Raw genomic sequence first — 15,962 nt, 5'->3', positions numbered from 1 at the left:
CCAGCACATCATCGTCATGATCCAAGAGAATAGAACCTTCGACGATTTCTTTGCAACGTTCCCCGGCGTCGATGGCACGACCACCGGCAAGGAGAGCAACGGCAAAGTCATCGCACTCAAAGAAGCGCATCTTGCCGCGCGCGACATGAATCACATGCGTCCGCAGTATAAGATCGACTGCGATCTCCAGGGCAGCGTCTGTCAAATGGATGGGTTCAACCACACCTACATGAACTCGTTTCCGGTGAAGCCGGCAACATACCCGTACCAGTATGCCAATCCCGACGAGATCAAACCGTATTGGTTCATCGCGCAAAACTACGCAATCGGCGATCACATGTTCCAGACACAAGGCAGCGGCAGCTTCACCGCACATCAAGACTTTATCGCGGGTTGGACCAAGATCGACCGTATGCGCAGCATCGTCAACGTACCGTATGACAACAACCACTGGGGCTGCGATTCGGCGCCAGGCACCAACACCGACCTCCTCACCACTAAACTCAAAACGGAACGGCATGCAGGGCCATTCCCGTGCCTCACCTACCCGACCGGAACGTTGCGCGACCTGCTCGATGCCAAGGGTGTCAGCTGGCGATATTACTCGCCGCCTCATTCAGGCGGCGGGAAGACCGGCAACATCTGGGACGCGTTCGACGCAATTCAGGCAGTTCGCCAAGGGCCCGAATGGCAAACGAACATTTCCGTGCCGGAGACCAACATCTTCAACGATATTAGCAATGGAACGCTCGCACAGATGAACTGGATCGTTCCCACCAAGGTGAACTCCGACCATCCGGAAGGCAACGGAAAACAATATCATGGGCCGGAGTGGATCGCGTCAGTCGTTAACGCTGTCGGACAGAGCCAATATTGGAACAATACGACGATCCTCGTCATATGGGACGACTGGGGCGGCTTCTACGACCACGTTCCGCCGGCGTTCATCGATACTCAGGGTGGCCTTGGTTTCCGCGTACCGTTCTTGATCATCTCGCCGTATGTCGGCAAGGGCCAAGTCGTGAGCACACAGTTCGAGTTCGCGAGCGTCGTGAAGTATGCCGAGGAAACGTTCAACCTCGGTAGCTTGCATTCGAACGACGATCGCGCTCAAAGTCTAACAACGCTCTTTCACTTCAAGAGCAAACCGCGCGCGTTTGTCGCGGTGCCATCCAGCGAGGACAAGAACTACTTCTTGCGCCAGCCGCCCGACTACGAACCAGTCGATACGCAGTAGGGTATGCTACTGGAAACAAGGTTGATCGGCGCGAATCCTAGCCATCAGACGAATTGAATGCGAAGACACGGCTTCGCGACTTGCGGGGCCGTGTTTAGCAATCCGCGTGGTACGCCTTAGAAAGCGCCCGCGCCGCGTAGCACAGTACAGCTTGCGAACTCGGTGCCTACATTCTGGATGCGTTGGCAGATCTCACTGTTGTGCTAGCCTTTCACATTCGAAATATTAAGCGCGATGCTGAAAGTTGGGCGGCGGACCATAAATCCTCACTTTAATAAAGCGTCTAGAACTCCGTAGAATCGCAATAATGATGACTTTTGATAATGATTCAGATTAACAATACGATAATAGAGGCGCTTTATACGGAGGGGCGTCGAGCGAGCGGTCGAAGTCGCCGTGCATGCGGAGTAAAACACTTAGCGCGGCGGCGTTGGTTCTATTAGCCAGCGCTTGCTCAGCGGCAGGAACGAATTCAACTGTTCCATCGGCAAATGCCGGCGCGGGACAGGTTGCGAGCCTCGGACAAACGTCGAACGACGTTCAACCGAATGTGGATGGGACGTCGGTACTAAAAACGCTCACCAAGCAAACCCAAATCGGATCGACTGTCGATCCATCGAATGGCGATACCGTGCCATCCGGAATCACATACATCTCGCAGGCGCCGTACGGCGGCGGAAAGATTAAGAAGGGCGACTTAGTCGTCTGCAACTATGCCGATAAGAACGGCGTGATGGGTAACGGCACGACGGAAGAAGTGCTGGTAGCGAAGGCTGGGTCGAAACCGGTGAGCTTGATTGCATCGCCCGACCTCAAGGGATGCGCCGGGGTCGGAGCCGAGCCAACCTACGACTATCTCTACGCGACGGGTTCTACGGCGAAGGACGTCGCGTCGGTTTCCCCGCAAGGGAAGCTCTTTCAAAAGATCAGCGGAAGCGGTTTGACGCAGCCGTATGGCGGCACATTCGTCGACATCGGCGTTTCATATTCTCCCGGCGCAGGCTTTTGGGTCGGTGATGCAACGACTGGAACGGTTAATCGTATCGACTTAGGGACGATGCAAAAGAAGCCGCCGGTGACGCCCGTTATCCAGGGCTTCAAAGTGAACAAAGGTAAGCCAGGAAGCGTGCTTGGGCCAACGGCACTTGGCGAATGGCAACCAGGTCCATTTTCGTCCAATACTACTCTGTACGTCGTCGACGGAGCAAGCAACATCTTGTATTCGTTTGCAAAGGTATACAACTTCTACTACGGATCACCGTCCGTGAAAATTGGGCCAACGGGCAAGACGTTCACCGGACCGCAAGCAAAGAGCGCCAAGGTGCTACTTTCGGGCGCCCCCCTGAACGGCTCGATCGCCCTGACGACGCTTCCGAACGGAAACGTGATCGTTGCGAATGGCAAGACCAACGAGCTGATTGAAGTCGAATCAACGGGTAAAGTGCTGGCGACCAAGGTGGTCGACACCGGCACCGGTGGAGCGATTCGGAGCATCACGGCGGTCGGAACTTCCGACAAAAACACCGTGCTGTACTTCACCGACAGCAATAGCAACACGGTTCAGGAACTTAGTAGTTAACGGTTCACCTTGATCGATCGGACATGCCTGCGGCCTCGCTCGTTTGAGCGAGGCCGTTTCGATTTATCGCCCGCGGGCAAGCATAGGTGGCCCACGTCGATCGTTAGTCGCACGCGATTAGCGTTTGAGCGACAGCGTCGCCTTGGCTCTCGGATAAATGCAAGAGTCTCGCTTATCGAGGACCGTCAATCCCGGGGGCAAGAACCAGGCACAGATGTTAAACTTAGTATACGTAACTTCTGGTTTTGCCCTGCCAAGTCTGAGTTCCCCAGTGTTATTGGGAGGGCCCGTCTCGCCATTGTGAGCCGCTTCCGTCGAAGAAGCGCTCGTTTTCCTCTCGGATTCGTTGCTCGTACTCCTGAACGGCTCGTTCGACGTCAAGTTGCAACTTATTGGTAGAAAACGCCGCGCTCGACGACGTACCCGCAGGAAGCAACATGAAAAACGGCAAGCCTATTTCGCCTCTAGGACCACCGCACCAAGATAAATTATTGTAATCCGCCTTTAGGTCACGCACTATTCCCTGAATCGCCAGCACGAGGGCCTGGAGTGAATCTCCGCCACGCGTCTCAAACGTGGTGCTTTCCTCGCCATCAACGGTAATTGTATATTTGCAAACCCAACCCACGGCTGGGTCGCGATAGGGACCGACGACCTCTAACAATAGACTTCGTCCCTTCAGGTCTCCGTCTACATAATCGAGAGTTCTCCAGGCAGTGACCGCAGGTTCTCGATCATCATTCTCCATTCGTAACTCCCAAAGCTCGAAAGAGCACGCTACACTGTGTGTAATTTGCCCAGACTTACTATCCACCTCCGCTGAACCCTCGTGAATTCCCGTAGGGCAATCAAACGAGCGTGATAACCAGGAAGTCAGAGAGTACGAGCCGGCAGCGTAAACTGTAACGCTTCCATAGTCGTCGCTCGTCGCACCTTGATTAGCCACGTAGAGATTGTTTGAAGACTCGAAAGCGAACGACTGCGGCCGATCGATGTGTTTGGTTATTACCTTTAACGGCGAAACTGCTGCCAGGCGAGTATTAGCGAAAAGCACCGACACCGCCGTAGAGCTTTTCTCGGACCGAGATTATTCACGCAGCCCGTCGCCCCCCGCAATGTTATGCGTGTTGACTAAGCCATGAAACCATCACGCGAATAACGTCGGGATCGATACGTTGCGCTATGGTAACGTAGCCTTCAGTTTCCGCTTTGAGGGTTCGAGGCTCATCAACGGGCATTTGCATAAATAAATGCGTGTCGTTCGGAAAGATGTGTAGTGTTACGTCGGAATTATGTGACTCCGCAGCTCGCAGCAGCTTCGGTGCATCGCTTGCCAAGATTTGAAGGTCCGAACCCCCTTGAAGAATTAGGATCGGGGCACGAACTTGTCGCACCGCTTCGAGCGGGTCGATATCCATTTCGCTACGATACCAAGCCACCTTGGGGCCGCCTTGCTTGTCAGCGCGTGCCTCGGCAAGTGCCTTGAGTTCTTCCGACCGGACCTGCGCTCGTTGAGCAGGTGGCGTCATCGCAAGAGTTTGTTGCAGAGAAATTTTCCACAGCGGAATCGCGGGCGCTGCTAACAGTATAATTCCTGCCACCCGCGGGTCGCTCGCAGCGACGGCCGGTACAAGCTCGCCACCCTCGCTGTGGCCCAGAAGAAATACGCGCTTCGGATCTACTTGCTTGCGTTGCCTCAGGAATGCGAAAGCTGCATGCACATCGGAGATTAGAGCAGCGCGCGTCCCGACAACACCGCTGCTCTTTCCCACGCCACGTTTGTCATAACGCAGCACGGCGAAACCGGCGTTCGAGAGGGCGTAAGCAAGCTGTAGAAACACTTTGTTCGGACCGACGGCCTCGTCTCGATCTTCCGGTCCACTGCCAGCCACAAGAACAATCGCCGGAAACGGGCCTCGCCCCGTTGGGATAGTAACGGTGCCCGACAAATACGTTCCATCGGAGGAGCGGAATCCGACGTCATTGCTGACAAAATGCAAAAGAGGAGTTGGAATCGGCGTTACAACCGGAGAGGGAGATCCAATAGGGGTTATGATGGGTGATTGCGAGACCAGTATAATTCTCGCGTGCTGCGTTGGGATTTCAATATCATGCACAACATATGTGCGGCCGTCGTACCAATAGATTTCGCTCAATCCGCCGAAGGCGAGTTCAACGGAACGGTCGGAGGTCGGTACTTGCGCGGGGCGCGATGACGAAACGTCGCGGTTTACCTTGGCGACCAGAGCCCGACCGCCTCGGGTGACGGCGAGGGTGACTGCAGGGGCTTGTGTATGCTCCAAGAGGGCCGGCACCATCACCATCGTTCCAATGAAATTGTCCGTTAAAATTTCCGTGGATGCTGAGGGGTCCGCTTTTACAGGGACACTCTGCGACCCGGCGTGTAACGTGACTTGTCCAGGACTGAAATCACCTATTGTTTGCTGCTGCTCACCTGAGCTATTCGTATCCGCCTCGTAACTTAGTTGCAACAATGTCGATGGGTCAAACCGGCTCGTCGTAACTGCGCTGAAGTTCGCCGAAGGAATGCTGGTTGTCTCATGAATCGATACAGCGTCCTGGTTCGAATCGATGGTGACGGTACTTTGCTGATATGTGACGCCTGAAACAGCTGTTCGATACGAATACGTACCGTCGGGAGGACGGACCGGCGTGGCCGCCGTTGCAACTAAAAAGCCGCAGAGGATCGAGATGCTAAGGACATTCATTGCCCAACCTGCCCCCCGAAGCTTCCAGGCGGGGTTGAATTCTCGGTCATCGCCGCAAGTCCAGTAATAGTTCCGAGCCCCATCGTCTCCACCGCGGTACTCGGAACAACGATCATGGCCCCCTTTTCCTTAAGCCCTTCGTAGAGCATGTTCATGGCACGCAGATGAAGCGCCACTCCGTTGCCTTTATATTGCTCGGCGGCTTCGACGAAGGAATGGGCGATTTGCTTCTCCGCGTCTCCCAAGATGACACGCGCTTCGCTTTCGCGCTGGGCTTGCGCTTGACGAGACATCGCGTCTTGCAGACTATCCGGGATCGTGATATCTCTGATCTCGACCGAATTCACCGTTACGCCCCATGGGGTGCTCCTTGCGTCAATAGTCTTTTGCAGTGACGCATCGACATTCTGGCGATTCGAAAGGAGCTCGGCGAGCGTCATGGTGCCAATGATATCTCGCAGTGCCGTTTGCGCCGTCCATTGGATGGCCTGTCGGTAAGAACTAACCTCGAGTGCCGCCTTCTTTGCGTCCCAAACGATCCAGAAAAGTACCGCGTCGACATCGACGGGGACCGTGTCCTTCGTGAGCGTTTTTTCAGCCGCAAAAGGCGATGTCTGAACGCGTTGATCGATCCAGACCACGACGCTCTCAACGACAGGCACGATGAAGAAAAGCCCGGGCCCCGCGAGCCTGCTAAACTTGCCTGCGCGTACGACAACCGCAGACTCCCACGGATAAGCCATTTGTAAACCGAATAAGATCAGCACGAATAAGATACAACCAACTGCGATTAGCGGGACGTTGTTCATGGCTTTTCCGAAGCCTACCGCTGGTATCAGTATAACGACCGACAACAGTGTCGATATTGGGTTCACTCTAAATCGGGGACCTGCACTTGCAGGAGAGAGTAGGTCCGACGATTGTTGGTTGAGACCGAGCATGTTATCTCCTCTGAGTCTTTCGAGCGGCGACATCAATGGCTCTTAGTAGGTCGCTAGGATCAAAACCGGCGGCCTTCGCCTCTGCAACCGCCCGATGGGCAATCTCGCGAAGGCGTACCTGACGCACTGACGGAGCAGCCCTACGCGCGCTATCGGCTACGAACGTACCGCGGCCACGAGCGGTGATTAGAACTCCTTCACGTTCGAGTTCGATATAAGCGCGGTTGACGGTATTCGGATTTACTCGCAGGGCCACGGCGACTTCCCGAACGGTCGGCAACTGCGCCGCAGGCTGTAGCGCTCCCCGACCGATCGCCTGCACGATTTGGTCTCGAAGCTGTGCATACACAGGTAACGCGCTCTGCGAGTCGATTGAGAGGTCTGTTGGCTTCAGTGTTTGTCCCTTTGTCCTAGTGTATTGATACAATACTCAAGGTGCCCCCCAGTGTCAAGGGACGTTCGGGGCCTCACAAGAGGTGCTTACTTGAGAGACGCGGCGGGCCACTAGGCGCGGTTATCCGTAGGGCTCGCCGCCGCTCAGCTAACATGGCGATTCGCCGACCGGTAGCGAGGCGAGGTTGCGAATATTGTTTCCGAATGGCTTTGCACGCGGATCGAAGCTGCGATCCTTATTGAACGTTTTATTCAGGCGTTCTAGGATCGCCGGCTGGGCGACCTGAAACTTGCGCCGTAACGGTACGTCAAAAACGCAATCAACGGCTTTGCTCGGCAACGTTGCATCGGATTGACCTCGCCGCAGGGTCGGGTAGGGAGAGCCGGGTGTCTCGTCTTTGAGCGCCCAGTGTACTGGGGGGCAACAGATTATGGTATCGTGCGGCGGGAACCCGTTCATATTCACGGCACTCGGAGTCGCTTCCGGAAGTTTCACGGACTCGATCGTGCAACTGGCGTAGAGTTGAAGATTACTTAAGGATAATGATTGCTGCGCTCTAGGCACGGGCCCGAAGGCTATGGTTGCCGGATTGCAAAGACGAAGGTGGAAATGCTTCGGAGTATAGCTGTTTTGGCTTTCCTTCTCAGGTTTACCGTGGTGCCCGTCGCCGCTGACCCGACCGACGCCAATAACTCTCCATCCGCGCTTATGGCTACCGGTAACAGCCAATTTCAACAAAGCCGATATGCCGACGCCTTGCGCTCTTATCGAGAGGCGCTGGCGCTCTATCAGCAATCGGGAGACACCGACGGCGAGGCGAAGGCTCTCCTACAGATTGGCATCGTACAAGTAAACGTATCGGGGTACGCCGATGCGTTTCAAACGGAGCAGCAGGCGCTCGCGCTGTTCCAACAGCAGAATGACCGCGTCGAAGAGGCGCGGACGTTCCTCATGATTGGATTCCTCCAATATGGCCAGCGTCACGCAGATGCGGCGTTGGGGTCGTTTGAGCAGGCCCTGGCTCTATTTCGGCATTTGGGCGACCGCGACGGCGAAGCGCGGGCGCTTAACGACATCGGCGCCGCCCAAGCCCACTTGAACCAATACTCCGCGGCACTGGAATCGTTCCAGCAGGCGTTGGCAATCGACCAGCAGCTGGGTCACCTTGATGCCGAAGCTCAGAATCTCTTTGGCAGAGGCAACGTCCAGGTGCTCCTAGGTCGGTTGTCCGATGCGATGCTCTCATATCAGCAGGCGCTAACGCTCTTCGAGCAGGTTGGCGATGAACGATCCGCAGCGATGGCTGCGCGGAACATCAAGAATACGCAGGCGCTTATGAGTCCACCACCTAGTCCGTCGCCCCACCCATCGCCAACCGCTTCGGATACTGAATCGGTGACGCATCGCCAGATTTTGTAACGACCGTTTGCCTTGCAGCATCGCATCCACACCCGCCTCACCGCAAAGCAGCCGACAAAGTGACTCGTCTTTTGGCGCCTAGCCTGAGTAACGACGTCCTCGTGATTTCTTCAACGGAACAAGAGAGATGCGTATTCACTAAGCACTTAAACGGATGGTCTCCGATACGCGAACCGGTATACGCAAATGAGCAAAAGCCCAACTGGTGTCAAAGCGCTCCCATCAATGAAAACCCAAAACGGCGGCGCATGATCCTGCGCGAACTCGCGCCCGGCGTTACGTTCGACGAGATTGCGGCGGCAACCGAACCGCCGCTACAGGTCCCCGTTCCCCCGATTGTAGTGGGCGTTTAAACCCGGAACAATTGAGGTTACACGTGGCGCCGGCCGGTTTTACCGGCCGCCCGAACTTCCCAAACGACCCCGTACCCGGAGCCACCCACGTTGGTCGTGCCGAAGATGTCGCCTTGCGCATCGAACGCCGGATTGCTGAAAACGTACTGTCCGTCGGTTCCGCCCGTGAAATCGTACAGGTCGACGTAATTGTAGGTACTCCCCGAGCGCTGCAGTTCAAACACCGAGCCGGCACTGTACTGACCGTCGCAATGGGTCGTCCCAACAATGTTGTCGCTTGGGTCGAGGTAAGCAGTGCGGAATTCGCCCGAGATCCCCCATCCCGACAGACTGTAGATCGTGTTGAACGACCAGCTTCCGTTTGAAGGCGTCAGTTCGAAAAACGTGCCCCCTCCGCCGCCCGGACCTTGCGTAGTCGAGCCGAAGAGATTGCCTTGCGCATCGAGGCTTAGGCCGGCGTACGGAGTTCCGCCGTCGGTCACGTTCCCGAACGTGTGGATGATCTGTTCGGTCCATCCGCTCTTCGAAGGAGTCAGCTCAAAGACGTTGCCGTAACCTTCGCCGCCGAGGGACGTGGTGCCGTATATGTTTCCCACCCGGTCAAAGGTGACCCCGGCGTATGGCTGCGTACCGTCGTTTGCGTTCGCACCGAAGCTGTACAGCACTTTTTCCTTATGGGCTCCCTTTGCGGGCGACAACTCGAAGACGGTGCCCTGCCCGTAGGCGCCGCCATATTGCGTGGTGCCGTAGATTGCGCCCTTCGCGTCGGTGGTTAGGTCGCCGGCGGACGGATTGGCGCCCTGAGCGCTCTGCGTAAAGGCATACAATACGCGTTCGGTACGGGGCGCTTTGCCCGGCAGCAATTCGAAAACCGTTCCGGCTCCGCCGCCGCCGTTGACTGTAGTCCCGTACAGTTTCCCTCCGGCGCCAAGCATCAAGCGGGCGTAGGGATTCGCGCCGTCGACGCCGCCGTCGAACGTATGCAAAACGACGTACTTGTATCCTTTGGCCGTATTCTTCAGCTCGAAGGCGGTGCCGTAACCGCTGCCGCCCGAGCTTGTCGTGCCGTAAAAGTTTCCCGCGCTGTCGACGGTCAGGCCGGCAAAGGGGTTTCCGCCGTCGGCACTGTTCTGGAACGAGTGAATGATCTGAAATCTTGACGAACCGCGTGGACGGGAACGAACGGTTCGCCCGGAGGCCTGCACCGACGGGGAGAACGCCGCTTGATTGGCGGACGCCGATGGCATATTAGCGACGCCGCTGCAACCGGCGACCGCGATCAAAAGTGTGACGAACCCGAACGGCAAGCGATAGTTCACAGGTCCTCCATAGCCGGCCCGTAGCGAGGCCGCATTTCGAAACGTAGCATGAGCTCGCTCGGTTTGGCAAGCAGTACGACTTGGACGGCTTTAGATGGGCGTTTTAGCCTGGCGGCGGCGAGGGAGGTCGCGATCCGATCCGCCGTGCGCAGGCGCTCGCGGTGACGAACGGCTTGGACGTTGCCATCGCGCGCGAGCTGATCGCGGGCAAGCTTAAAGGTCAGCGCCAAATTCTCGTTCGGCTTGGCGCCGATCTGCGCGAGTTCGACAAGCTGGGAGCCGCGCTCGCATCGGCGGATTCAACCGAGCGCGTGCGCGTGACCGAGGCCAATACAGCGGCGCTGTACTTTCCGGCCTGGCGCGAGGTGCAGATTCGTTTCCGCGCTCGCGACGTCGCACGTATTCCAGCGCGATGGCTTCGGTGCGATTCGCGCGCCTCGTTACTGACTGGCGCACCTCGCGCAGCGACCTCGCCGATCAATAGCATGAGGAACTACCTCATGGCCGGTCTCCAGGCCGAGGCCCGCCTCACACTGCTTGCACACGGAATGTGCCCGACTCTGGGCGTTCTACATGCCGATCAGCGCAACCGCGATTCGTTTGCGCTCGATGCAATGGAGCCAGTACGCGCGAAAGTCGATGCGTTCTTACTCGACCTTATTGAAGGTCGTACGTTCACGGCTAACGACTTCACGGAACTTTCAAACGGTGTGGCCGGATCGCAGCGCCGCTAAGGCACGAACTTGCACTCACCCTTCCCCGCTGGCGCGAATGCCTGGCTCCGATCGGCGCGAGCCTCGCGCAGACGTTTCGCAAAGCGCTTACAAATCCGAGTGCAGCCGCCCCCTCGTCACTAACCCGCCGGCTAAGCGCCGTCCCGGTTACGCCGCGGCTAAATCGGCGTTGTCGACAACGCCTCGTCGCGTCGCACAACTGCGTCCGTACGCAACGCGAGAATGGGGCAAAGACCGTGGAGTCGCCTCCGAGTATAGCGACCGCATGCGCGATGTGCGGCGAGCCGGTTCTCAAGCGCAGGCGTCGTCATTGCGAAGGCTGCATACCCAAAGCGCGGCGCGAGCGTGGCCTGCGCGCGATCGAGGCGGCTCGCAAGATGCTGGCTCAGCAGACGGCCGAAGGGAACGATCCCCGCAAAGGTGTTGCTGTAAACCGCGCGCGAGGCGAAGCGATTAGTGAAGGGGGCATCGCCGCAATCGTGGTTGGAGTCGCGAGCATCCATCACAGCGTGACGAATCATGGTACAAGCGCGAGATCGCGCCGAAACTCGACGCCTTTACGCTGAGCGAGATCGCAGCCGCGACCGATTTATCACTCGCAGCACGCTCGCGGTTTCGTAAAGGTACGAGGGTGCCGCATCGGAGACACTGGGAAGCCTTGCTAGGCCTTGTGAAGCGGACCGGGTCCTAAATGAGGTTCATCCTATGAACCTCTCCAAAAATCTATTACTAGATGAGCGAATCGGAGGCTGTCGGCTGCTCGGTGGCTTCCTCCTACCGACCTCCTTATCGCCTTGCGGCGTCGTTCAACATAGCAAACCAGGCCCAGCGGAATAGGCACCGGTTCGCTTGGTTAGCGCGCTGATAGGCTGGACTTGCTGCGATGCCGAGGCAGCCGCGCCGGTCTGTGCGACTAACCTGAAAAGCGCCCGGCTCCCAATACATCGGGCTTCCGCAGGGGGCTCGGGAGCAAGGCTAACCTAGCAAGCCTAACCGGAGCTTACATTGGGAGGATTATTATGGCGAAGTCCAAGCCCAACATCATCTTGATCGTTACGGACGATACGGGCTACGGCGACTTGGGCGCCTACGGAGGCGGCCTAGGGCGCGGAATTCCTACCCCTAACTTTGATCGGCTAGCCGATGAAGGCATGACGTTTTTTCATAACTACGGACAGCCGAGTTGCACGCCAGGGCGTGCGGCAATATTGACTGGTCGTATCCCAAATCGCAGCGGCATGACGACCGTAGCCTTCCAAGGACAAGGCGGCGGTCTGCCTGCAGCGGAGTGGACGTTAGCTTCGGTACTCAAGCAGGGTGGGTATCAGACCTTCTACACTGGCAAGTGGCACCTCGGCGAGGCCGACTACGCACTTCCTAACGCTCAGGGTTATGACGAGATGGAGCACGTCGGTCTCTACCATCTCAATGCGTACACGTACGCCGATCCGACTTGGTTTCCGGACATGCCCGACAAACTGCGTGCGATGTTCGCTAAAGTAACGAAGGGCTCGATGTCGGGAAAAGCTGGCGAAGAGGCCCACGAGGATTTCAAAATAAACGGTCAATACGTGGACACGCCTGAGAAAGGCGTCGTTGGCATTCCGTTCTTTGATGGTTATGTCGAGAAATCGGCTACCGAATATCTCGACCGCGCATATGCTTCCGACAAACCGTTCTTTGCGCACATCAACTTTATGAAGGTGCACCAGCCGAACATGCCGCACCCTGATTACATCCATAAGTCGCTTTCAAAGAGTAAGTACGCCGACTCGCTCATGGAACTCGACGCGCGAATCGGGCGCATTATGGATAAAGTTCGTGCATCGGACCAGGCCGAGAACACGTACGTTTTTTGGACGACCGACAACGGCGCATGGCAAGACGTTTATCCTGACGCCGGCTATACACCGTTTCGCGGCTCAAAAGGTACCGTGCGCGAAGGCGGAGCACGCGTACCTGCCATTGCTTGGTGGCCCGGGAAAATAAAGGCCGGATCGAAAAACCACGATATTGTCGGCGGGCTCGACTTAATGGCTACGTATGCCTCGATCGCGGGAGTGAAACTGCCCGAAAAAGATCGCGAAGGGAAGCCCATCATCTTCGACAGCTACGACATCTCGCCGGTTCTTTTCGGCACCGGACCGTGCCCGCGCGAGTCGTGGTTCTATTTTACTGAGGACGAGCTAACCCCCGGAGCGGTTCGGGTCGGTAACTATAAGGCTTGTTACAATCTTCGTGGCGACGACGGAATGGCTACTGGCGGTCTTGCAGTCGATGCCAACCTCGGCTGGAAGGGTTCGGAGAGCTATGTTGCTACCGTGCCCCAGGTTTTCGATCTGTGGCAAGACCCGCAAGAACGCTACGACATCTTCATGAACAACTACACGGAACGCACGTGGGTGCTCGTTAGTATGGGTGAAGCGATCCAAGACCTGATGAAGACGTATATCAAGTATCCACCACGCAAGATCCAGAGTGAGACGTACAGCGGCCCGATCAGGATCTCCGCGTACGAGCGCTTCGCGCACGTCCGAGAGATGCTTTCAAAAGAAGGGATTAAGATGCCGCTGCCCACGGGCAACTAATTAGGCCCTTCAATCGTTGGTACGCCCATGAGAAGCTTCAACCGTGAGGTTGAAGCTTCTCATGCTTCAAGCGGCTCTGCACTTGGAGATTGGCGTGAACGCCATCATCGTTCCATCGAGCTAAGCTGTATACTAATTGGATCGAGCGAAACATGGATAAAGCCGACCTGTGGTCTGTCATAGTCTACAATTAGGTTCAGGACGATCGCAAACGCCGCCGCATAAAGAGCTGTAAGAAGTAACGGCCGAGATTTGCTTCGTGCGAACTGCAGGCCGATACTAATGGCTCCAAGCATGGCGAGGAGAATGGTTAACTCGATTACTGCAGTTGGCACGTGATGTGTCAAGGCGTTTAGCTGCTCCGATGAAATATCTATCGTATCGTTGAGCGTCGTCATCAACAGTGAGTGTCCGAGGTCGTTGGGCTTATCCCGCAGCGCTTTTGACGCAATCGACCACATTTGCGCCTGTTGCTCGTCGGAGTCGCTGATGACTTGTCGATGAATATTCGAATCTCCAGGCGTTGAATAAGCTTGAAGTCGCTCGCGCGTATAAGCCGTTAGGATTTTGCGGAACCGCACGGTCTCGGGCGGGACGAGTTGGTCCGCCCTTAGCCACGTCGTTCCGATCGCGTTGGCCTCCTTTACGACCAAATCGCGGCGAGCGTCAAATCGACCCTGAGCTTGAGCGAATGTAAGTCCCAACATGAAGGCTGCTAGCGTTATGATTCCCGCTTGAATTGTATTCCAGTTGCCCTTGTCGATTTCTGCGAGCTTCTCGTTGCGTTTTCCCCACCGATACGGAATCTCAATGGCGAGTAACAGTATTAGCAGCAGGGCGCCGAACATCACGATAGGATTGCTCGAAAAGATCAATTGCGTCATTTTAAAGAGCTCCTTCATTTTCAGAGGCATTAGATCGGCGAAGGCCTATTCGGCAAAACACGCCGCGCATGTTCTGGAAAGTGAAGTCAGGTTCCACCGTAAGAACGGTCATTTTTTGATCGGCGCGAGCGGACCGTCCCAATGCCTCGGCTCCGGTTCTATCGCTGCGGGGTGGATCACGAGCATCTCAACTGCGACGATCCCGTGACCTTACCGATCCACATGAGTGATCAGTCACGCTTTAGCACGATTTCATCCTTGAACCAAACCTCATCTCGAAGCCCCGATGCTGGCGCGCTAAACTTAACTGCTGTGGTTGCGCCTAGCATAGCTGCGAGCACCCTGCGCATCCACGCCCTGGCCGCATCGCTGGCCGATCGGCAAAGCCAGCCACGCGAGCCTAGCCGCAGGGGGGCGCCACGTTTTGTGTACGGTCCGCTTGGCGGGGCGCCCGTAATGACGCGCGTGCCAAGACCATCAACGTTCACAATGATGCCGCAAGTAAGGCTCGCGGACCTACCTGATATCGAGTCTCTTACGACCTCGCAATAACACACTAGGTGCCCCCGGCTCCGTTGGCGCGGAACCGGAGGCGTCGCATCAGGAGGGTGATCTCCCTATGCAAGTTCAAAAGTTTACACTTCCTTTTCCATCGCTGCAAGTACGAGCCGGGGTACTCGTGGTTGACGGCTACGGCATCTCAGTGCGCGTCCTTTACGGCAAGCTCGTGGTGGAAGATGGGATTGGACACCATCGACGGTCGATACAGATCGATCGGGCCGGCTCGGGCCTTGAGAGGCTCGTACTCCTCGGGAAAACCGGTTCCGTGACGCTCGAAAGCCTTGCGTGGCTGCGAGCAATGGGTGCCTCGCTCATTCACCTCGCCTCGATGGTAATGTGCTCACGCATTCAGCGCCATTCGGCTACGACGGATACCCTATTCGTCGCGCCCAGGCGCTGGCCGTCGCCAACGGACAGGATGTCGTACTCGCGCGCAAACTCGTCCAGCAAAAGGTCGCGGGCCAACGAATAAACCTCGTGCGTCTTAGGGCCGCGAGTTTGAGTGGATTCGATGCAATGCACGCATCGATCGAGACTGCTCGGACTATTGAAGAAGTACGTCTCTGCGAGGCTAAATGTGCCGCGATCTACTGGAACTCGTGGACGAACGTCTCGATTCGTCTGCGACCGAGGGACATTTCCAGAGTCCCGGTTAGCTGGACGAGGTACGAAACACGGAAGTCCACGCTCACGGGAGCACCGAGAGCAGCGACCAATCCGATAAATTCCCTATTGAACTATTCCTACAGTCTCCTGAAATCTGAGGCACGCCTAGCACTCCTAAGCGTGGGTTTAGATCCTACTTTGGGGATTCTTCATGCGGACCAACGGAATAGAGACTCGTTCGCATTGGACGCTATGGAACCGGTGCGGCCAATGGTCGACGCATTCATCCTGGATCTCCTCGAAGAACGCATACTGACCTCGCGCGATTTCGTAGAGTTGCCCAATGGTGTTTGCCGCGTCCGTGCACCAATGACGCATGACCTCGCACTGACATTACCGCGTTGGCGTCAACTAATGGCACCGGTCGCAACCGATCTCGCGCAAGCATTCCGCAGAGTCGATCCGAGCGCCGTAACGTTAGCCGCTGCACCCCATCGCAAGCTCTCGCAGGCAACGCGTACGCCAGCGAGCTCACCATCTCCACTCCTTGCTACACCGCGCAGAAAGCGACCTCAACGACCATATGCGTCGAAGGCGTGGGGAACCCCGCGCCCTGAG

9 protein-coding genes are annotated in these 15,962 nt (G+C 56.7%); 5 read left to right on the top strand and 4 right to left on the bottom strand.

What is annotated here, in order from left to right:
• Positions 1-1,237 (top strand): alkaline phosphatase family protein (locus tag VGF98_15810; GenBank protein ID HEY1683114.1); only part of this gene is annotated, 1,237 nt, incomplete at its 5' end.
• Between the two features lie 400 nt (positions 1,238-1,637).
• Positions 1,638-2,816: a hypothetical protein gene (locus VGF98_15805; protein HEY1683113.1), complete on the top strand. Its 1,179-nt coding sequence runs from the start codon at positions 1,638-1,640 to the stop codon at positions 2,814-2,816.
• A gap of 1,118 nt (positions 2,817-3,934) precedes the next feature.
• On the opposite strand, the gene VGF98_15800 is transcribed toward VGF98_15805, so the two are convergent.
• Both VGF98_15800 and VGF98_15795 read right to left on the bottom strand, forming a co-directional pair.
• Positions 3,935-5,545: an alpha/beta fold hydrolase gene (locus VGF98_15800; protein ID HEY1683112.1), complete on the bottom strand. Its 1,611-nt coding sequence runs from the start codon at positions 5,543-5,545 to the stop codon at positions 3,935-3,937.
• Positions 5,542-6,354 (bottom strand): slipin family protein, encoded by an 813-nt coding sequence (locus VGF98_15795; GenBank protein HEY1683111.1) that lies wholly within the window; start codon positions 6,352-6,354, stop codon positions 5,542-5,544. The genes VGF98_15800 and VGF98_15795 overlap by 4 nt, the downstream gene beginning before the upstream one ends.
• 1,156 nt (positions 6,355-7,510) lie before the next feature.
• On the opposite strand from VGF98_15795, the gene VGF98_15790 reads away from it, so the two are divergent.
• Entirely contained in the window at positions 7,511-8,299 is a 789-nt protein-coding gene (locus VGF98_15790) for a tetratricopeptide repeat protein (protein HEY1683110.1), read from the top strand.
• A 370-nt stretch (positions 8,300-8,669) separates the two neighbouring features.
• Here VGF98_15790 and VGF98_15785 read toward each other — a convergent pair whose 3' ends face one another.
• Positions 8,670-9,971 (bottom strand): choice-of-anchor tandem repeat GloVer-containing protein, encoded by a 1,302-nt coding sequence (locus VGF98_15785; protein ID HEY1683109.1) that lies wholly within the window; start codon positions 9,969-9,971, stop codon positions 8,670-8,672.
• 137 nt (positions 9,972-10,108) lie between these two features.
• Here VGF98_15785 and cas1 point away from each other — a divergent pair, with 137 nt between their 5' ends.
• Both cas1 and VGF98_15775 read left to right on the top strand, forming a co-directional pair.
• Positions 10,109-10,705 (top strand): CRISPR-associated endonuclease Cas1, encoded by a 597-nt coding sequence (cas1, locus tag VGF98_15780; protein HEY1683108.1) that lies wholly within the window; start codon positions 10,109-10,111, stop codon positions 10,703-10,705.
• Between the two features lie 1,019 nt (positions 10,706-11,724).
• A complete protein-coding gene (locus tag VGF98_15775; protein HEY1683107.1) occupies positions 11,725-13,293 on the top strand; it encodes an arylsulfatase in 1,569 nt (522 codons plus the stop codon).
• Between the two features lie 104 nt (positions 13,294-13,397).
• On the opposite strand, the gene VGF98_15770 is transcribed toward VGF98_15775, so the two are convergent.
• Positions 13,398-14,177, bottom strand: a complete 780-nt coding sequence (locus tag VGF98_15770; GenBank protein ID HEY1683106.1) for a hypothetical protein — start codon at positions 14,175-14,177, stop codon at positions 13,398-13,400.
• Between the last annotated feature and the right edge of the window lie 1,785 nt (positions 14,178-15,962).

It is taken from the genome of Candidatus Tumulicola sp. (assembly GCA_036490475.1).
In the GTDB taxonomy this organism is placed as follows: domain Bacteria; phylum Vulcanimicrobiota; class Vulcanimicrobiia; order Vulcanimicrobiales; family Vulcanimicrobiaceae; genus Tumulicola.
The sequence above is the reverse complement of the archived record's forward strand: the minus strand, read 5'-3'. Positions and strand labels throughout refer to the sequence as shown.

What these genes read in the sequence shown, in the direction of transcription:
- VGF98_15805 (HEY1683113.1), top strand. Translation starts at nt 1,638, where the DNA reads ATGCGGAGTAAAACACTTAGCGCGGCGGCGTTGGTTCTATTAGCCAGC.
- VGF98_15800 (HEY1683112.1), bottom strand. Translation starts at nt 5,545, where the DNA reads ATGAATGTCCTTAGCATCTCGATCCTCTGCGGCTTTTTAGTTGCAACG.
- VGF98_15795 (HEY1683111.1), bottom strand. Translation starts at nt 6,354, where the DNA reads ATGAACAACGTCCCGCTAATCGCAGTTGGTTGTATCTTATTCGTGCTG.
- VGF98_15775 (HEY1683107.1), top strand. Translation starts at nt 11,725, where the DNA reads ATGGCGAAGTCCAAGCCCAACATCATCTTGATCGTTACGGACGATACG.
- VGF98_15770 (HEY1683106.1), bottom strand. Translation starts at nt 14,177, where the DNA reads ATGACGCAATTGATCTTTTCGAGCAATCCTATCGTGATGTTCGGCGCC.